Source organism: Clostridium algoriphilum, assembly GCF_020443705.1.
Lineage (GTDB): Bacteria > Bacillota > Clostridia > Clostridiales > Clostridiaceae > Clostridium_AD > Clostridium_AD algoriphilum.
On sequence record NZ_JAIZZK010000015.1, the window covers coordinates 81,813 to 100,331 of the forward strand.

Annotated in this window: 23 protein-coding genes; all 23 read left to right on the forward strand. The window is 32.7% G+C overall.

Translation table 11 applies throughout. The annotated features are described in order from the left end of the window. Window positions 1-3: 3 nt before the first annotated feature. A complete protein-coding gene (gene flgL / locus LGK95_RS12220; RefSeq protein WP_226125071.1) occupies window positions 4-915 on the forward strand; it encodes a flagellar hook-associated protein FlgL in 912 nt (303 codons plus the stop codon). 69 nt (window positions 916-984) lie between these two features. After that, on the forward strand, window positions 985-1,458 hold the full coding sequence (fliW, locus tag LGK95_RS12225; protein WP_226125072.1) for a flagellar assembly protein FliW: 474 nt from the start codon (window positions 985-987) through the stop codon (window positions 1,456-1,458). A gap of 134 nt (window positions 1,459-1,592) precedes the next feature. After that, a complete protein-coding gene (csrA, locus tag LGK95_RS12230; RefSeq protein WP_226125073.1) occupies window positions 1,593-1,808 on the forward strand; it encodes a carbon storage regulator CsrA in 216 nt (71 codons plus the stop codon). Window positions 1,809-1,822: 14 nt separating this feature from the next. Continuing rightward, window positions 1,823-2,170 (forward strand): flagellar protein FlaG, encoded by a 348-nt coding sequence (locus LGK95_RS12235; protein WP_226125074.1) that lies wholly within the window; start codon window positions 1,823-1,825, stop codon window positions 2,168-2,170. A gap of 71 nt (window positions 2,171-2,241) precedes the next feature. Continuing rightward, entirely contained in the window at window positions 2,242-2,532 is a 291-nt protein-coding gene (locus LGK95_RS12240) for a hypothetical protein (RefSeq protein WP_226125075.1), read from the forward strand. A gap of 12 nt (window positions 2,533-2,544) precedes the next feature. Then, on the forward strand, window positions 2,545-2,940 hold the full coding sequence (gene fliS / locus LGK95_RS12245; protein WP_404814433.1) for a flagellar export chaperone FliS: 396 nt from the start codon (window positions 2,545-2,547) through the stop codon (window positions 2,938-2,940). A gap of 18 nt (window positions 2,941-2,958) precedes the next feature. Continuing rightward, window positions 2,959-4,968: a flagellar filament capping protein FliD gene (gene fliD / locus LGK95_RS12250; protein WP_226125076.1), complete on the forward strand. Its 2,010-nt coding sequence runs from the start codon at window positions 2,959-2,961 to the stop codon at window positions 4,966-4,968. A gap of 63 nt (window positions 4,969-5,031) precedes the next feature. Continuing rightward, the gene (locus LGK95_RS12255) at window positions 5,032-5,367 is read left to right on the forward strand and encodes a hypothetical protein (RefSeq protein WP_226125077.1); all 336 of its coding nucleotides are present in this window, start codon (window positions 5,032-5,034) and stop codon (window positions 5,365-5,367) included. A 115-nt stretch (window positions 5,368-5,482) separates the two neighbouring features. Next, a complete protein-coding gene (locus LGK95_RS12260) occupies window positions 5,483-5,620 on the forward strand; it encodes a hypothetical protein (protein WP_226125078.1) in 138 nt (45 codons plus the stop codon). 84 nt (window positions 5,621-5,704) lie between these two features. Further along, window positions 5,705-7,453 (forward strand): flagellin N-terminal helical domain-containing protein, encoded by a 1,749-nt coding sequence (locus tag LGK95_RS12265; RefSeq protein ID WP_226125079.1) that lies wholly within the window; start codon window positions 5,705-5,707, stop codon window positions 7,451-7,453. A 90-nt stretch (window positions 7,454-7,543) separates the two neighbouring features. Continuing rightward, a complete protein-coding gene (locus tag LGK95_RS12270) occupies window positions 7,544-7,894 on the forward strand; it encodes a hypothetical protein (RefSeq protein WP_226125080.1) in 351 nt (116 codons plus the stop codon). 15 nt (window positions 7,895-7,909) lie between these two features. Continuing rightward, complete coding sequence (locus tag LGK95_RS12275) at window positions 7,910-8,089, forward strand: YjfB family protein (protein WP_226125081.1); 180 nt, start codon at window positions 7,910-7,912, stop codon at window positions 8,087-8,089. 180 nt (window positions 8,090-8,269) lie between these two features. Next, complete coding sequence (locus LGK95_RS12280) at window positions 8,270-8,707, forward strand: YjfB family protein (protein WP_226125082.1); 438 nt, start codon at window positions 8,270-8,272, stop codon at window positions 8,705-8,707. A gap of 183 nt (window positions 8,708-8,890) precedes the next feature. After that, window positions 8,891-9,736, forward strand: a complete 846-nt coding sequence (locus LGK95_RS12285; RefSeq protein WP_226125083.1) for a flagellin N-terminal helical domain-containing protein — start codon at window positions 8,891-8,893, stop codon at window positions 9,734-9,736. 390 nt (window positions 9,737-10,126) lie between these two features. After that, the gene (flgB, locus tag LGK95_RS12290; protein ID WP_226125084.1) at window positions 10,127-10,534 is read left to right on the forward strand and encodes a flagellar basal body rod protein FlgB; all 408 of its coding nucleotides are present in this window, start codon (window positions 10,127-10,129) and stop codon (window positions 10,532-10,534) included. Window positions 10,535-10,540: 6 nt separating this feature from the next. Beyond that, window positions 10,541-10,975 (forward strand): flagellar basal body rod protein FlgC, encoded by a 435-nt coding sequence (gene flgC / locus LGK95_RS12295; protein WP_226125085.1) that lies wholly within the window; start codon window positions 10,541-10,543, stop codon window positions 10,973-10,975. An 11-nt stretch (window positions 10,976-10,986) separates the two neighbouring features. Beyond that, window positions 10,987-11,286 (forward strand): flagellar hook-basal body complex protein FliE, encoded by a 300-nt coding sequence (gene fliE / locus LGK95_RS12300; RefSeq protein WP_264174543.1) that lies wholly within the window; start codon window positions 10,987-10,989, stop codon window positions 11,284-11,286. Window positions 11,287-11,305: 19 nt separating this feature from the next. Next, window positions 11,306-12,862 carry a flagellar basal-body MS-ring/collar protein FliF gene (gene fliF / locus LGK95_RS12305; RefSeq protein ID WP_226125086.1) on the forward strand — a complete coding sequence of 519 codons (1,557 nt, stop codon included), beginning with the start codon at window positions 11,306-11,308 and terminating at the stop codon, window positions 12,860-12,862. A 6-nt stretch (window positions 12,863-12,868) separates the two neighbouring features. Next, window positions 12,869-13,882: a flagellar motor switch protein FliG gene (fliG, locus tag LGK95_RS12310; protein ID WP_226125087.1), complete on the forward strand. Its 1,014-nt coding sequence runs from the start codon at window positions 12,869-12,871 to the stop codon at window positions 13,880-13,882. Continuing rightward, entirely contained in the window at window positions 13,866-14,612 is a 747-nt protein-coding gene (locus tag LGK95_RS12315; RefSeq protein WP_226125088.1) for a FliH/SctL family protein, read from the forward strand. The genes fliG and LGK95_RS12315 overlap by 17 nt, the downstream gene beginning before the upstream one ends. Before the next feature lie 23 nt (window positions 14,613-14,635). Next, window positions 14,636-15,943: a flagellar protein export ATPase FliI gene (gene fliI / locus LGK95_RS12320; protein ID WP_226125089.1), complete on the forward strand. Its 1,308-nt coding sequence runs from the start codon at window positions 14,636-14,638 to the stop codon at window positions 15,941-15,943. Window positions 15,944-15,966: 23 nt separating this feature from the next. Then, window positions 15,967-16,404 carry a flagellar export protein FliJ gene (gene fliJ, locus LGK95_RS12325; protein WP_226125090.1) on the forward strand — a complete coding sequence of 146 codons (438 nt, stop codon included), beginning with the start codon at window positions 15,967-15,969 and terminating at the stop codon, window positions 16,402-16,404. Window positions 16,405-16,419: 15 nt separating this feature from the next. Next, the coding region (locus tag LGK95_RS12330; protein ID WP_226125091.1) for a hypothetical protein at window positions 16,420-18,519 on the forward strand (2,100 nt) is incomplete at its 3' end.

Genomic DNA, 18,519 nt, shown 5'->3' on the forward strand with positions numbered 1-18,519 from the left:
AATATGAGAATAACAAATAAAATGCTTTCAAATAATTTTTTAAATGATATGAGAACAAACCTAAGTAATTTAAACACTATCCAAGGTCAAATCACTTCTGGTAAACAAGTAAGAAAACCTTCGGATGACCCTGCGAAAGCTTCTAAAATAATGCAAATAAATTCTGATATAGGTGCAAATAAACAATATAACACTAATATCAAGAACACAACTAATTGGCTTGATGTAACAGATACATCATTAGGGCAGGTAGGAGATGCGGTTTCTAAAATTCAAGATCTTCTACAAAGTGCTGGAAATGGTGGGTATACTAGTGATGAATTGACATCTATTAAAGATGTAATAAATCAAAAGGTTGGTGAACTTTCTCAAATACTTAACACAAGTTTTGATGGTAAATATATATTTGGAGGAACAAGTGGAACAAGTAAACCTGCGGATACAAAGATTGTAGGTAAAAATACTGAATTGACTATGGCGTCGAGTCAAGGATCTAACAAGTTATTAGTAGAAGTATCCCAAGGTGTAACTATGGATTATAACATTACAGCATCGCAAGTTATAAATTATGGAACGGGTGATAATAATCTTATGAAACTACTTTCCAATATTACTAGTCATCTTGATTCTGGTGATACAACTGCTTTGACAACTACGGATTTAACAGGTATTAAAGATGCTATGACTAATGTATTAAGTTTACGTTCAGAGGTTGGAGCTAAGCAAAATAGAATGGAAAGCGCTCAAGCAAGAAATGAAGATCAAAATTATAATATGACAGAAATACTGTCCACAACACAGGACATAGATATTACAGAAAAAGCAATGGAGTATGCTACTATGCAAACTGTATATACTGCATCGCTACAAACTAGTGCTAAAGTACTTCAGCCTACGTTACTTGATTATTTATAATAGAAATTAGAGTTAAAAGTCAAATGATTATAAAGAAAATGATTATTACTAAAGGAGTTGATTTGTAATATGGAGCTAGTCACTAAGTACCATGGAGTTAGAGAATATAGTGATGATGATGTTATAGTGTTTAAAAAAGGCCTACCGGGATTTACGGAATTAAAAAAATTTATAATCTTCCCACTAGAAAGTAATGAAGTTTTTAGTATATTATACTCAATCGAAAATATTGAAGTTGGTTTAGTTATGGTATCTCCATATACCGTAAATCGAGATTATGAATTTAAAATACCGGACGCTTTTGTGTTAGAACTTGAGATAGATAAGCCGGAAGAAGTGTTAGTATTAACCACAGTAACTTTAAGTTCAAGTATTGAGAATATGACTACTAATTTAAAAGCTCCAATCATTATTAATATAAAAGAAAAATTGGGTCAACAATTAATATTAGATAATGATAAATACAAAATAAAAGAACCTCTATTTAACGACATTTCAGAAGGAAAGTCCTCCACCAATATAAGTAGTGGGCACATATTATAATAAGGAGAAAACTTTAGTGGGTGTGTAAACCTCCTTCTGAAGTCGTTAATATTGCAGCTTCGAAGAAGATGATTAAGGATAGTAACAATTAATAAGTGTTATTTATTCCAGAAAGAAGCAAGGGGGAGGTCTAAATGTTAGTAATAGGTAGAAAAAAAGGTGAATCCCTATTAATAGGTGATGATGTAGAAATAACTATAATTAAGGTTGAAAATGGATCTGTAAAAATTGCTATAAATGCACCAAGGGAAATCAGTATTTTAAGGAAAGAACTCTACAAGGAAGTCACAGATGAAAACCAAAGAGCTATGGTTTTTGATGCATCGGCTTTAGAAAAATTAAAGAAATAAATTGGAGGGAAATCATGGAGATTGGTGGTAATTATAATAATAAAACCACAGATTTAGTTAAATCTTATAAAGTTTCTGAAAATGACAAGGTTTCAAAGCCTACTGAAAGCAATAATCCAGTAGACGAAAAAGAAAATAGTGAGATAGAAATTAAAAATGCAGTAAGTAAAATAAATAAAATCTTAGAGGGGGAAGGTACCCACCTTCTATATGAAAAACATGATGTTCTTAACCAAATGATTATAAGGGTCGTTGATAACAATACAAATGAGGTAATAGAAGAAATTCCCTCAAAAAAAATATTAGATATGGTAGCTAAAATGTGCAAAATGGCTGGTATTTTAGTGAATAAAAAGGCTTAACCTTTTGAAAAAAGGATTAACCTTTATTATTAAAAGCCGTAACCCACTAGGATAAAGAGGGGAGGATAATTATGGAATTTAAATTAAACAAAATTGATGTTGAAATACGACAGAGAGTTAAGGATACAACAAAATCGGGTGTAGTTCATAGAAAAGATTCAATAACAGTAAACAAAGACAGAGATGCTAAAGATAATTCGAAGACTTACGAAGAATTTAAGGGAAGGATTAAAAAATATAAGAAAAAGCATAAAATAACTGTGGGAGCATTTAAAAATGTTCAATATGAGGTAGAGGTTTTTAAAGAGACTTTAGAAAAAGAGCAAAAAAAAATTGGCGATTTTATAGATATTAAAAAGTAGAGGTGGGGAAATATGGCAATGAACGCTTATGGAAATGCATTTAACACTTATAAAAGTAATAGCGTAAATTTCGCATCGAAGGATCAATTACTTTTGATGTTAGTAGAAGGAGCTGCAAAATTTTCAAAAATAGGTAGACAGGCCATAATAGACAAAGATGTTAAAAAGGCTCATGAAAACATTGTAAAGGCTCAAAATATATTTTATGAGTTAATGGCAACTTTGGATGTGGCAAAGGGCGGCGAATGGGCACAAAGTTTAATGAAGGTTTATGAGTTTATAACACGCAGGCTTACAGATGCTAACATTAAGAAGAGCGAAGAAATTATGAAAGAGGTAATCCCGCTGATTGAAGAGGTTAGAGACACTTGGAACGAAGCTTATAAGAAATCCAAAGGTGGAAAATAAACTAGGTGGTGATTATAAATGACAAGTATTTATCCGAGTAGTACTAGCACAAGTAGCGCTGCTTCAAGTGCTAAGTTATTAAGAATATCGGGTATGGCATCTGGTATTGATACAGATGCAGTAGTTAAGTCTATGGTTTCAAACTATCAAGCGAAGATAGATAAAGCAAATGGAGCCAAGCAGACATTACAATGGCAGCAGGAAGGGTATAGAGAGATTATTAAAGGCATAAAAGGACTACAGGATTATTTTGATCCACTTTCAACTAAATATATGTTATCTGGTAAATCTTTTAACATTAATACGGCTGCAAGTGATAATTCTTCTATAGTTTCAGCAACATCAGGATCAACAGCTAAGTCTGGAACTTATAAGGTGAATGTAAGTAAGCTGGCAGAGCAGGCGAAGATTGAAGGAGATTCTAACAATTCACTTGTAACGGTAACGGATTTATCAAAGTGGAAGATTGGTGAAAAATTAGATTTTGGAGTAATAAATGGAAGTATAATTTTAAGTGAAACTTCTAGTTCAATGTCTGATTTAGTAGTTGACATAAATAAACAAATTGCTAATTCTAGCAGCTTAAATGGTAAAATTTCAGCCTCTTATATAAATGATGGAACTACTACTAATTATATTAAGTTTACAAAAGCCACGTCTACAGCAGATGACATTGTATTGAGTTCTACAGGTGCAACTACTATTTCTGATATCACGAGCTTTGCTAGTGATTTAACCATTAATAGTGGAATATCTTCAAGTTCCTTATTAAATAGTTTAGGATTTGCGAATGGACCTATTGATTTTAAACTGATTAATGGTACTACTTCTTCGGATGTTAAATTGACAGTTGATGCTTCATCCACAGTTCAGGATTTAATGGATCAAGTTAATAGTGTAACTGGTGGTGAAATAGCAATGAATGTAGATGATACTACAGGTAAAATCTCATTTCAATCAAAAAAATACGGATCTATTTCAAGTATTAAGATAACCGATGTAAGTGCAAGTAATAACGTAATAAGTAAATTTAATATATTAACGACTACTAATACAGGTAAAGATGCAATAGTAGCTATTACTGCTCCAGGACAATCTCTAGCTACAACCACAACTCAAAGCTCAAATAAATTTACAACTAATGGAGTTGATTATAATCTTGTTAGCACAGGTATTGCTAATTTAACTGTTAGTAGTAATTCGGATACGGTTGTTACTAATATGAAAAAATTCGTCGAGGATTATAATACCATAATATCAACAATTAATACAAAATTAACAGAAAAAAAAGATAAGGATTATGCTCCATTAACTGATGAACAAAGAACCAGTATGAGTGAGACTCAAATTACTACATGGGAAACTAAAGCAAAGGTCGGAATTCTTAGAAAAGATGATTATTTAAGTAGTTTATTGACGCAACTAAGAGGAACACTTTATTCACCTGTATATAGTAGTTATGATAGTACAAGTACTGGCACTGGAAAAGTATCCTTAAGTTTTGGTAGTTTCGGTACTGGATCTATAGGTATAGAAACATCAGAAGATGTTACAGATGGTGGTAAGCTTGTGATTAAAGATGAAGTGAAATTAAAGAATGCAATTGAAAATAACATGGATGACTTTAAAAAGTTATTTATTGGAACTTCTAGTAGTGATTTAGACACAAATAAAGCTTATATAGGCTCAAAACAATATAACGAAGATGGAATATTTAAAAGAATGGACAACATAATGAGAGATTATGTTGCATCACCTGGACTAGGTAAAGATGGTACTTATACCTTAAGTGGATATATGAATATATTCATAAATAAACAATATGATTTCAGTAGTTCTGGTTCAGCAGGTAAAAATACACTACCTGACCAAGTATATAGTAAAACTCTAAGTGTTACTAAATTTCAGACTCAACTTGCAAATGCGCAAACTAGGTATTATGCTAAATTCACTGCACTAGAAAAGGCTATGAGTACTTTGAATTCACAACAGAGTGCACTCACATCTATGTTAGGAACAAGCTCATAGAAGTAATTAATAATTTATAATAATTATTGTCAATTTTTAAATTAAAATAGAGTGGGTGATAAATTGAATTTAGAAGAAGATTTCATTAAATACAAAGATATCACTTTGATTATTATTGAAATAGTTAAAGCAGAGGAATACGAAAAGCTAGATGATATTTTTCAACAAAGGCAATTAATTTTAGATGATATGAATAAAATTAATTCTTCTAAAGAAGAATTTAAAAAAATTTATTTACAATATGAAATAGAAAATTTTGAAAAAAAATTAGCTGCTCAAATGAGAGGTAAAAAAGAAAATCTATTAAAAAAAATGAAAGAAAACGAAAAAAGACAAGTAGGAATGGCGGGTTATAATAATATATCTGCTAAAGCGATATTTTTAAGCAAAGAAATTTAATAAAGAAACCATTCATCTAAAATATATTTCAAAAAAGGTATAAAGTTATTATTTATTGTAGCGATATATATATTAGAAACAAAAATAAAAACGAATAAACTTTGAAATTAAATAATTGAGGTTAGAAGGTTGCCCAACTGTCGCAAGTCAACTTGGTGTTGAAAAGGCAATGAAAGCCTTGATATCACAGGATGATGAAATTCTGCAAAGAAGCAACAATGACAAGCTGAAAAGTAACAGTTCAACAATTTAGTTAGTATGGCTCGCAACGAGCTTAACTATAAATATCAAATAGAGGACAAGGATGTCCTACTAAAAATTCAAGGAGGAATATATAATGATAATTAATCACAATTTAGGTGCAATGAACGCTAACAGAAACATGGGTATTAATGCAGCCAATGCTAACAAATCAATGGAAAAACTTTCTTCAGGTTTAAGAATTAACAAGGCAGGAGACGATGCGGCAGGTCTTGCTATATCAGAAAAAATGAGAGGGCAAATCAGAGGTTTAGACCAAGCTGGGGCTAATGCTCAAGATGGTATTTCAATGGTTCAAACAGCAGAGGGTGCTTTAAGCGAAACTCATAGCATACTTCAAAGAATGAGAGAGCTTGCAGTTCAGTCAGGTAGTGATACTAACGTTGGTGTTGACCGTACCGAAATCCAAAAGGAAATGAACCAGTTATCATCAGAAATAAACAGAATTGGTAATACTACAGAGTTCAATACTCAAAAAGTATTGGCAGGGGATGGTAAAGTTAATTTAGCTGAGACTGCAAAGACTACAAATGCTAGCTTAACTGGTGGAGCTGTAAATACTACGCAAGCAACTCAGACAGCAACACTTACTGCTGCTGCAATAAATGGAAGTACACAAGAATTCACGTTAAATGGTCAAAAGATAACTCTTACTTTTGCAACTAACCCAGGTGTACTTGCTGACGAAAATACATTAGATGGTAAATCTTCTAATGTTACAGGCACTAGTGCTACAATATATCTAAATAATGCTTCAGCAACTGCTCCTGTTGGGGATTCAGCTACTACAGCAGCAGCAGCAATAACAGCCGCTTTAAAAGAAGTAATAGCTAAAAATGATTCATTAAAAGGAAACTTCACCTCTAGTTCACTTGCAGGTGCAATAACAGTAGCTGCCACTGCTACTGGATTGGCTAAAGGAGCTGATGGTAACATTGCTGTATCAGCTGGTACTATTGCTGGTGGAGCAACTGGAGCCGCTTCAGTAGGAGTAACTACAGCAGTAAAAGCAGCGGTAGCTGACGTAGTTGATTTCAGCGGAGTTACAACTTCAGCAACAGCATTGGCTTTTGCTGGTAAAGGATTTACAGTTGGAGACAAACAGATAGAATTCTACAATGCTGATAAAGGAGCATACACAGGAACTGCAATAGGTGTTAATATCAGTGGAGTTACAAGTGGCCAAGGCATGATAGATGCTGTAGTTGCTCAAGCAGGCCCTGAGGTAAGTGATGTAGTATTCTCAGAAGGAACAGCAGATAAGCTTACAGCAACAGCAACTGTTGGTGGCACAGCAGGAAACAGTATTCGTGTAACTGATGGTGGAGTTCAAAAGAGTTTTGAAGCAACATTACAAGTAGGAGCAAATCAAGGACAACAATTCAAGATTGATGTTAATGATATGAGAGCAGCAGCAATAACTGTTACTTCTACAGCTGGTGGAACAGATGCAGCTACTGGAGCAAAATATACTGCTTCAAATTCTGTAACAAATGGTACAGATTCAACAACAAGAGAAGCTGCTCTTGATGTATCAACTGCTACAAATGCAACAAATGCAGTAAAAACTTTAAATAATGCAATTGAAAAAGTTTCATCAGAAAGAAGTAAACTAGGTGCATTCCAAAACAGATTAGAGCACACAATAGCTAATTTAGGAACTTCGAGCGAAAACTTAACTTCAGCTGAGGCAAGAATTAGAGACGTAGACATGGCTAGAGAAATGTCTACATTCTCAAAAAACAACATTCTTAATCAAGCTGCTCAAGCTATGCTTGCTCAAGCTAACCAACAACCACAACAAGTTCTTGCATTATTACGATAATTGAAGAACTTATAAATTAAAATTAAGGAGTCAGGGTGAAAACTCTGGCTCTTTTCTCTAATCTGATATATTATCGGGAGGGATATTTTCATGGAAGAAAGCGATACGAAAAATCTAGTGGAATTAATGAAGTATAAAGATTTAATTGATACTGTGATAGAGGGGTTTAATTATGTAAATAGTAAACTTAAAGTTGGGGAATTTAACAAAAGCATTGAAATCTTCGCTGAAATGATTACAGGGATTAATGCTGTAGTAAGTGGGCTTGGGAATAAAATGAATGCAAACTCACAGGGAATGAAAGAGCATAAAGATAAAATAAATGAGTATTTAGAATTGCTTGTTTCAGCTTACGAACAAAGAGATACTAACAAAATAATGTTTGTTATAGATACAATGGTAATACCATGTATGAAAGAAATACAAAATTATTGTTATTAAATTGGAGGTGATTATATGGATATAGCAGCACTATCAATGGTAATGAGTCAATCAAGAGTACAACAAGATGCTGGTATAGCAGTAATGAAGATGGCTATGGATATAGGGAAACAAAATGCTACTCAGATGACAGATATGATGAAGAATATCTCAGTAGACCCTAATGTAGGTCAGAACTTGGATACTTGGGCATAGAAATGAATGAAAAGGAGAACTAAAGAAAGAGTTGCAGTGGGTACCGTATATACAGAAGATGCTGGGCATTATTTAGAAGGAAACCTACTGCAAATAAAACAGATATCATAACAAGCTAAACAGGCTCATCCAACTAGAGTAACTTCGACCTGTGAAAAATAGTAGATAGGAGGTAATCATATGGAAATAGCACCACTATCAATGGTAATGAATCAATCAAAGGTTCAGAAACGCGATGATATTGTAGCAGGGGAGACGGCTATGGATACAGTGAAAGAAAATGTTAACACAATGATAGAAAAAATACATAATATTTCAATAGATCCGAATATCGGACGGAACTTAGATGTAATTGCAGATAAGCAGATGGATAAGAAGGAAGAACTACATAAACAGTTGCAACAGGAAATGAAGTGGGCGCAGGACAGACAGAAGATGCTTAACGTCAAAGAGGTAAAGCTACTACAAATGAGAGAGATAGCGGAACAGGGTAAGCAAGCAGCAGTTACTCCACAAGAACTAAAAAAGTTGGATGATAGGCTAGACAAATTGGCAGCACAGGTAAGTGCAATAGATAGTGAAAGTAGAAGAACAAAAGATGGGAAAAAATTGGAATGAGCATCAGTGGCTATATAATTAGCTGCTGGTGCTTATTTGCTATAGTGGGTATATTGTTGGGCAAAAAACTTTTATAAAAATTTATATAAAGTTATTAACTCTTTAAACGAAGTATTAAGAGAGATAATAAATTAAACATATCAAAGTAGATAGTAATAAAAAAACTTTAACGGAGTTGATTTTATGATAGTAAATAAGAATATAGCATCTTTAAATATATATAGGGAGTATAGTAAAAATATTACTAAGCAGAGTTCGGCCTTACAGCGAATATCTTCGGGAATTAAAATAAATAGTGCAAAAGATAATCCTAATGCAATTGCTCAAAGTGAGAGATTTCAAATGCAGATAAGAGGGCTTCAAATGGCGGGTCAGAATACTCAAGATGGGGTTAGCATGCTTCAGACTGCAGATGGTGGTGCTGGAGAGATTACAAGTAGCTTGCAGAGGGTTAGGGAGTTATTAGTACAAGCCGGAGGAACTACAACTGATTCTGATAAAGAAGTCATTCAAAAGGAAATAAACCAAATGTTAGATGGAGCAGATGATATGGCAAATAATACTGAGTTTAATGGAGTTAAGCTTTTAGCGGGTGGAGCAAACGATGGCAGTGTTAATATAGAAATGCTTACAGGTGCTAATGTGGGAGAAAAAATTGATATACCAAAATTCAATTTAACTACAAAAGGGTTAAACCTAAAGAGCGAAGACGGTGTAGTCAATGTAGATATCAATAATATAGATAATTCTCTAAAACTTGTAGACAGTGCTCTTCATGACATTACGGGTGCGAGAAGCAAAATTGGAGCCTTAGAGAATCGGTTTGAAAGTACCTACAATTCTACAATGGAAATATCAGAAAAAGTAGAATTCGCTGATAGTGGAATAAGAGATTCCGATTTGGCTGAGGAAATGATGGAATATTCTAAGGATGATATTCTTATACAAGCTGGAAATGCAATGATGGCCCAATCAAACAAATTGCCACAGGATGCATTAAGAATACTAGAAAATGTTAGAAGTAGATAAGGAACTCAGTTTTTGAGTTCTTTATCTACTTTTTGTTAGACACATTTTTAAGACTAAATCATAAAATATACTAGAGACATTAATTGCTTTGTATTACCATGGAATAATTTAATAAATTGATAGACAAAATACAACAATAATGTATAATATGTAAACAAGTCATGAACATCATACTATTTACTAGTAAACAAACATAACATTAAGAATAGTCATTATAACAGTGGATTATGGTACTTTAATTTAAAAATTCATTATGCTAACAAAAATTAACATGAAAAAAATATTCACTAAGATATATAAATAGTATATAATAATATCTATACAATGGAATATATTAGTTAGAGCGATAAAATTTTGATTTTATGTCTAATTGATACATTGAGGGAGATGATGAATGTGAATGTAACTGGGACTTCCGGCGACGATACTTACAGCTTATTGAAAAAGAGTATGGAAGCTTCTGCACTAAGAAGTAAAGTTAGTGCAAATAACATTGCAAATATTAATACGAAAAACTATAAAGGTCTCTATGTTACATTTGAGGATACCTTAAATGACAGCATGGCTGCAGATACAATGAAAACTGATGATAGTAAACATATACAAGCGACTAATAGCAATGGAGAAATAACAGTGAACAGAGATGAGAGTACTAGCGCGAGACAGGATGGTAATAACGTAGATATAGATCTTGAAATGACTAATCAAGCAGCGAACACTTTAATGTATGATGCTCTGGTTACTCAAGTTAATAGTAAAATTTCACTTACAAGTTATACCATAGGGGGAGGGAGATAGTATATAATGAATGATGCATTTATGGGAATGAGAATAAGTTCTAGTGGATTAACAGCAGAAAGACTAAGAATGGATACAATATCTTCAAATGTAGCAAATGCAACTACTACTAGGGGAGAAAATGGACAACCGTACATAAGAAAAATAGCTGTATTTCAAGAAAATTTACAACAAGAAATAGATAAAACTACTGGTACATACAAAACAAGTTTCAAAGGTGTTAAGGCTGTTGGCATTGTGAATGATACTTCACCTTTAAGGCGTGTTTATGATCCAACACATCCAGATGCAGATAAAGACGGATATGTTACTATGCCTAATGTAAATATTATGAATGAAATGGCGGATATGATTGCTTCTACAAGAGCATATGAGGCAAATGTAAGTGCTATGACTGCTGAGAAAAGTATGTTTTCTAAAGCTTTAGAAATAGGTAAATAGGAGAGTGTTTTATGATTATTAATACAAATGTCAACAGTGCAACAATACCTAATGAAGTTAAAACAAATGCTGTAACAGGGGGCGATAAGAGCACTAGTTTTTTAGATACTTTAAAAGAAAAATTAGATGAGGTTAATACTAAACAAATAGAAGCAGATGATATTACTCAAAAGTTTATAAAGGGTGATGAAACAGACGTACAGAAGGTTATGTTATCTACAGCAGAAGCTAAACTGTCTTTAGAAACGGCAGTACAAATTAGAAATAAACTTGTAGATGCTTATAATTCATTCAATAGTATGCAGATATAAGGAAGGGAGCTAGCTAGATATGAATAAGCTTCTTGAGATGAAAAATAAGCTATTGCAAGGCTGGGGTAGTTTAAGTAAAAATAAAAAAATTGCCTATAGTATACTTGCGGGAGTAATTATAATAGCTCTTACATCTTTTTTAGTATCAGCATCTACAACTAAATATGATGTGTTGTTTTCAAATTTATCAACAGAGGATTCTGGTGCAATGCTTGCAAAATTAAAAACAGATAAAGTTAGTTATAAGGTAAGTGGTAACAATATATTAGTACCTAAAGCACAAATTGATTCACTTAGAATGCAACTTATGTCAGAAGTTAATCTTACTGAGGGAAGTAAGGGTTTTGAACTTTTTGATACCAGTAAAATGGCGCCCACTGATACAGAAACTAAAATTATGTACCAAAGAGCATTATCTGGTGAGATTGAAAGAGCTATTAAGTCTTTCCCAGAAGTAGAAGGAGCTAAGGTTAATTTGGTTTTACCAGAAAGTACCGCTTTTGTTAAAGAAATGGACCCAGCTACAGCATCCGTTGTATTAAAACTTAAATCAGGTACTAAAATGAATGATGAACAGGTAAAGGCAATAGTTGCATTGTTAACTGGAGCAGTTCAGAATCTTCCGAAAGAAAATGTGAGTATAGTCTCTGATGACTTCAAACTTTTAACTGAGGGATTATATGATAAGGAAAAAGATACTATAACTGATTCTACTGATGAGCAACAAGCATTAAAAGCACAAGTAGAAAAGGCTTTTGAAGATAAAATAATGAAGGTACTCGAGCCTGTATATAAAGATGGCGTAAAAGTCTCTGTTAATTCAGAACTTGATTTTGATGCACTTACAAGGAACTCTACTACTTATGGTACAAAGGGAATAGTTGTAAGTTCACACGATATTGAGACATGGAACGGAGGTGCTAGCACTGGGTTATCCACTAGTCCTGTAGATGCAGCTACGCAAAATACTTCACCTACAAATACTAAAGATGGAACTATTGTGAACAAAGAAAGTACAAAAAATTATGATATTTCAAAAACAGATGATGTTATAACGAAGGCACCTGGAGCAATTAAAAAACTAACTACTTCAGTTGTACTAGATGGTAATTTGGATCAAGCAACTAAAACTTCCGTAAATAATTTAGTTGCGCAGGCTACGGGATACTCTGGAGCTAGAGGAGACACAATAAGTGTAGAAGGTTTGTATTTTAATACTGATGCTAAAAAAGCAGCTCAGCAAGCACTTCTTGACATAGCAAATGCCGACAAAGCAGCTGCAGCGAAAGTACTGTATACTCGCATTGCATATGGAGTATTAGCTATAATAGCATTTATTCTACTGTTCGTTGTAATTCGTAGGACTAGTAAGAAGACAGAAACAATATCAGAAGGATTTGATAAGATGATTGAAGATAACATTGTTCCAAAAAAGCCAGAACAATTTCCACCTATTGAATTTGAAACTAAAACTAAAAAAGTCCATATAGAAAATGAAGTTAAGAAGTATGCCGCAGAAAAACCAGAACAAGTTGCGGATATAATTAAGTCCTGGCTAACAGATGATGAGAGGTGATAAATAGTGGCTAAAAGTGAAAAGCTTACAGGGATTCAGAAATCAGCTATATTATTTATTACCTTAGGCCCGGATGCTTCAGCGGCTATATTGAAGAAATTACCAGAAAGAGATATTCAAAAGATAATATATGAAATTGCTAATATAACTTCAGTTAAGGCTGACCAAAAACAAGCAATTTTAGACGAATTTATGGAAATGAACAAAGCAAAGGATTTTCTTTTAGAAGGTGGAATGGAATACGCAAAGAATTTGCTCTCAAAAGCACTTGGTGCACAGAGGGCTAAGGGAATACTTGACAAGGTTATGGAAGAAACACAACGATATAGACCTTTCTCCATTTTAAGGAAAGCAGATGCAAATCAACTTTTAAATGTTATTGTTAATGAACATCCACAAACAATTGCGCTTATTATGTGTTATATGCAGGCTGATAAAGCTGCTCAGATAATGGCTGCTTTGCCATTGGATTTGCAAAGTGAAGTATCTTTTAGAATCGCAACTATGAGCAATATTTCTCCAATGGTTATTAGAGAAATAGAAAAAGTTTTAAATGGAAAATTATCCTCTGTTATTAGAACTGATACCACTGTAGTTGGTGGAATTGACTCTCTTGTGGGTATTCTAAACCAAGTAGATAGAACAACAGAAAAGAATATAACAGAGGGCCTTGAAAGAGAAGATGTAGAACTTGCAGAAAAAATTAAAAATTCTATGTTTGTATTTGAAGATATTATCACATTGGATGATGTTTCTATACAAAGATTTTTGAGAGAAATAGATGTTAAGGATTTATCACTTGCATTAAAGGGGTGTTCAGAAGAAGTTCAAAATATTATATTTAAAAATCAATCTAAGAGAGCAGCAGCATCACTTAAAGAAGACATGGAGTTCCTTGGGCCAGTTAGGCTTGTGGATGTTGAGAAATCACAACAAAAAATTGTTGGTATTTTAAGGCGTTTAGATGAGGCTGGTGAGATTGTAATTTCAAGGGGTGGTGAGAATGCAATTGTCCTTTAATGTTATAAAAAATTCAAGAGTTATAGAGCAGGGAGATAAGAAGATTGACACCCAGCTAATTGAAGTTCCTGTGGTTGTATCCATGGATGAGCATTATGGCATTAGTAATTCTAATATGGAAAGCTATGAAACCATTGCATGTAATATATTAGATGGAGCAAAGCGAAAAAGCGAAGCAATTATATCAAAAGCTTACATTGATGCAGAAGAGGCAAAAGCACAAGCAGTTAAAGAAGGATACGAGAAGGGCAGCAAAGAAGGTTATGAAACTGCTTATAATGAAGCTCTTAGTGGGGCAAGGGATGATGCAAAGCAAATGAGAGAACAGGCTGACTCCATACTTGTGGCTGCAAAAGTTGAGTACAATGATTATTTAGTAGAAAAAGAAAAGCATATAAAAGCATTAATTGTAAGTATAGCTGAAAGCATATTAAAAAAAGAAGTAAAACAAACAGATGCACTAAATGAAATGATATTTAATACTATAAAAGCGGAAAGAGATATAAAATTTTTTATTATAAAAAGCAATAATACCCATTTTAATATGATAAAGAGTCAAATTGAAATATGGAAAAGTAAATTTGCGTTCCAAGGCGACATATTTGTAATAGAAGACAACTTTTTAGATGATGGAATAGCTGTTATTGAAAAGGAAACAGGTAAAAGTATTGTAAGTATAGATTATGGGATAGAAAAGATAGTGGAAATATTTAAGGAAGAGCAAATATAAATAAAGAAAGGGCCGAAAATATTATGATAGGTCTAAATTTTGAGTATTTAATGAGTAAAATTACAGATATTAATTACACTTATTCAGAAGGTGCGGTAAAAAATGTTATAGGACTTACTATTGAAGTTCAAGGAATAACAGCTTTTGTTGGTGAAGTGTGTAATATTTATAATAAATTAAACGAAGAAATTCCTTGTGAAGTTGTTGGATTTCGTGATAAAGATGTAATCTTAATGCCACTTGGAGAACTAGTAGGCATATCACCGGGGTGTAGAGTAGTACCAACAGGAAGCCCATTAAATGTTAAATGCTCTGATGATTTGTTTGGAAAAGTTCTAGACGGTTTGGGTAATCCACTAAATGGTGGAGAAATAACAAGCTATACAACTTATTCACTAAATGCATCTCCACCAGATCCTTTAAAGAGACGTAGGATAACAGAAATTTTGCCTACAGGAATAAGAGCAATAGATGGTTTTTTAACTTGCGGTGAAGGTCAAAGAGTTGGTATCTTTGCAGGCAGTGGAGTAGGGAAGAGTACAACTCTTGGAATGCTTGCAAGAGGAGCAAAAGCAGATGTAAATGTTATTGCGCTTATCGGAGAAAGAGGACGTGAGGTACGCGACTTTCTTGAAAAGGATCTAGGAGAAGATGGAATGAAAAAGTCTATTATTGTATGTGCAACTTCTGACAAACCAGCACTAGTAAGATTAAAGGGTGCATTTACAGCTACGGCTATTGCGGAATACTTTAGAGATCAAGGGAAAAAAGTAATCTTAATGATGGATTCAGTAACTAGATTCGCTATGGCACAGAGGGAAATAGGGCTTGCTATTGGTGAACCACCAGCTAGTAAAGGATATACTCCATCAGTGTTTGCAATGTTACCTAAATTAATGGAGAGAAGTGGGATGTCAGATAAGGGATCTATTACAGCTTTTTATACGGTTCTTGTAGATGGTGATGACTTTAATGAACCAATAGCCGATGCAGTTCGTGGAATACTAGATGGGCACATAGTTTTGTCTAGATCTCTTGCTGCAAAAAATCATTATCCTGCTATTGATGTCCTTAGTAGCGTTAGTAGATTAATGCCAGAAATTACTACGGTAGAGCATAAACAAGCTGCATCTTTAGCAAGGGATTTAATGGCAACTTATAAAGATTCTGAAGACTTAATAAATATAGGTGCCTACGTAAAAGGTAGCAATTATAAAATTGATAATGCAATTAAGTACAATGATAGTATAGAAGCTTACTTAAAGCAGGGTATGAAGGATAATACTGACTTTAATGATAGTTTAGATATGCTAAAAAACATGTTCAATTAAAGGTTCTTGGGAGGGGTTATTGATTGGCCGATGTATACAAGTTTAGATTACAAAAGCTTCTTGATATTAGAAAAGATTATGAAGAAAAAAGTAAAATACTATTCAAAGAAGCGCAAAGAGAAAAAGATCTGGTAGAAAACGAGCTAAATAAATTAAAAGAAAAATATAAGGATCATAAAAATATAGATGCATATGAATCAATAGTTCAACAGAAAATAAAACAAAATTATTTAAATGCTCTAAATTATGCAATTGATAAGAATACAATAGTACTTGAAGATAAAGCCAAGATATTAGAGCAAAGAAGACAAGAATTGAAAAAGTGCCAAGTTGAAAAAAAGACTGTTGAAATTTTAAGGGAAAAGCAGAAGATTGCATTTCTAAAAGAACAAAATTTAATAGAACAAAAAGCTAATGATGAGTTTGCACTTTTTGCTTTTATTAGAAATAACTATAAGTAAAGGAGGTGAAAAAAAATGAATGTAAATGTTAATACAATTAATTCTCCAACTATTAAGAAAAATCATACTACAAAACAATCAAATGAAAAAGTAGAATTTAAAAAGTTTTTAGACAACAATCAATTGAATTCAAAGAATTTTATAAGTGCAAATATCTATAGAAGTTATACTGAAAACCAGAATTCAAATGGAACGAATACTAAAAATCCTGACAAATCAATAAACGAAAATCAGAGCGATAATGCTGAGAAAATAACTGATAAGTCGTTAAATGAATTCGTAGACACAGATAAATCTACCAAGGAAATGTTTCAAATTGAGCAATTATTACAATCCTTGAAATCTATAATTGAAAGTGTAGACGACACAACGGTTACTAATAATGTTGATCCACCAAAAATACTTGATGTACTACAGAAACTAACTACTCAAGTTAATGAGGTAAAGGGATATTTTAGCTTATTAAAAGTAGTTAATAAAAAAAATACATCAGAACAATTGGTAGGGAATGATAAATCTACTGAAAAAGTGGCACAAATTCAGCAAGTATTACAATCTTTGAGCTTTATGCTTGAAAGTGTAGAAAGAGCAACCACCACTAATAATGGCAAAAATGAAATTAATTCAATTAGCTTAGAACAATTGGTAGGAGTAGAAAAATTAGCACCTGAGACGAAAACCTTGCTAAAAAATAACCTTAATGAAATAGTAGATTTAATTGAAAAATCAAAAGGTAATAATGTTGTTCCACCAAAAATACTTGATGTATTAAAGAAGCTGACTACTCAAGTTAATGAGGTAAAGGGAGATTTTAGCTTATTAAAAGTAGTTAATGAAAAACCCATAGTGGAAGATAAACCCTCTGTAGATTTGAATAAATCTTTAGATAACAATAAATTAAGATCCAAGGTAATAAATTTTGTTGAGTTAGATGTTGACTCACTAAAACAAAATACAGATAAACCGTCAGAACAATTGGTAGGGAATGATAAATCTACTGAAAAAGTGGCACAAATTCAGCAAGTATTACAATCTTTGAGCTTTATGCTTGAAAGTGTAGAAAGAGCAACCACCACTAATAATGGCAAAAATGGAATTAATTCAATTAGCTTAGAACAATTGGTAGGAGTAGAAAAATTAGCACCTGAGACGCAAACCTTGCTAAAAAACAACCTTAATGAAATAGTAGATTTAATTGAAAAATCAAAAGGTAATAATGTTGTTCCACCAAAAATACTTGATGTATTAAAGAAGCTGACTACTCAAGTTAATGAGGTAAAGGGAGATTTTAGCTTATTAAAAGTAGTTAATGAAAAACCCATAGTGGAAGATAAACCCTCTGTAGATTTGAATAAATCTTTAGATAACAATAAATTAAGATCCAAGGTAATAAATTTTGTCGAGGTAGCTGTTGACTCACTAAAACAAAATACAGAGAAACCGTCAGAACAATTGGTAGGGAATGATAAATCTACTGAAAAAGTGGCACAGATTCAGCAAGTATTACAATCTTTGAGCTTTATGCTAGAAAGTGTAGAAAGAGCAACCACCACTAATAATGGCAAAAATGAACTTGATTCTATTAACTTGGAACAATTGGTAGGAGTAGAAAAATTACAACCTGAGACGAAAACCTTGCTAAAAAATAACCTTAATGAAATAGTAGATTTAATTGAAAAATCAAAAGGTAATAATGTTGATCCACCAAAAATACTTGATGTATTAAAGAAGCTGACTACTCAAGTTAATGAGGTAAAGGGAGATTTTAGCTTATTAAAAGTAGTTAATGAAAAACCCATAGTGGAAGATAAACCCTCTGTAGATTTGAATAAATCTTTAGATAACAATAAATTAAGATCCAAGGTAATAAATTTTGTTGAGTTAGCTGTTGACTCACTAAAACAAAATACAGATAAACCGTCAGAACAATTGGTAGGGAATGATAAATCTACTGAAAAAGTGGCACAGATTCAGCAAGTATTACAATCTTTGAGCTTTATGCTAGAAAGTGTAGAAAGAGCAACCACCACTAATAATGGCAAAAATGAACTTGATTCTATTAACTTGGAACAATTGGTAGGAGTAGAAAAATTACAACCTGAGACGAAAACCTTG

Coding starts and splice junctions, on each gene's coding strand:
- flgL (WP_226125071.1), top strand. CDS start 4: ATGAGAATAACAAATAAAATGCTTTCAAATAATTTTTTAAATGATATG.
- fliW (WP_226125072.1), top strand. CDS start 985: ATGGAGCTAGTCACTAAGTACCATGGAGTTAGAGAATATAGTGATGAT.
- csrA (WP_226125073.1), top strand. CDS start 1,593: ATGTTAGTAATAGGTAGAAAAAAAGGTGAATCCCTATTAATAGGTGAT.
- LGK95_RS12235 (WP_226125074.1), top strand. CDS start 1,823: ATGGAGATTGGTGGTAATTATAATAATAAAACCACAGATTTAGTTAAA.
- LGK95_RS12240 (WP_226125075.1), top strand. CDS start 2,242: ATGGAATTTAAATTAAACAAAATTGATGTTGAAATACGACAGAGAGTT.
- fliS (WP_404814433.1), top strand. CDS start 2,545: ATGGCAATGAACGCTTATGGAAATGCATTTAACACTTATAAAAGTAAT.
- fliD (WP_226125076.1), top strand. CDS start 2,959: ATGACAAGTATTTATCCGAGTAGTACTAGCACAAGTAGCGCTGCTTCA.
- LGK95_RS12265 (WP_226125079.1), top strand. CDS start 5,705: ATGATAATTAATCACAATTTAGGTGCAATGAACGCTAACAGAAACATG.
- LGK95_RS12270 (WP_226125080.1), top strand. CDS start 7,544: ATGGAAGAAAGCGATACGAAAAATCTAGTGGAATTAATGAAGTATAAA.
- LGK95_RS12275 (WP_226125081.1), top strand. CDS start 7,910: ATGGATATAGCAGCACTATCAATGGTAATGAGTCAATCAAGAGTACAA.
- LGK95_RS12280 (WP_226125082.1), top strand. CDS start 8,270: ATGGAAATAGCACCACTATCAATGGTAATGAATCAATCAAAGGTTCAG.
- LGK95_RS12285 (WP_226125083.1), top strand. CDS start 8,891: ATGATAGTAAATAAGAATATAGCATCTTTAAATATATATAGGGAGTAT.
- flgB (WP_226125084.1), top strand. CDS start 10,127: ATGAATGTGAATGTAACTGGGACTTCCGGCGACGATACTTACAGCTTA.
- flgC (WP_226125085.1), top strand. CDS start 10,541: ATGAATGATGCATTTATGGGAATGAGAATAAGTTCTAGTGGATTAACA.
- fliE (WP_264174543.1), top strand. CDS start 10,987: ATGATTATTAATACAAATGTCAACAGTGCAACAATACCTAATGAAGTT.
- fliF (WP_226125086.1), top strand. CDS start 11,306: ATGAATAAGCTTCTTGAGATGAAAAATAAGCTATTGCAAGGCTGGGGT.
- LGK95_RS12315 (WP_226125088.1), top strand. CDS start 13,866: ATGCAATTGTCCTTTAATGTTATAAAAAATTCAAGAGTTATAGAGCAG.
- fliI (WP_226125089.1), top strand. CDS start 14,636: ATGATAGGTCTAAATTTTGAGTATTTAATGAGTAAAATTACAGATATT.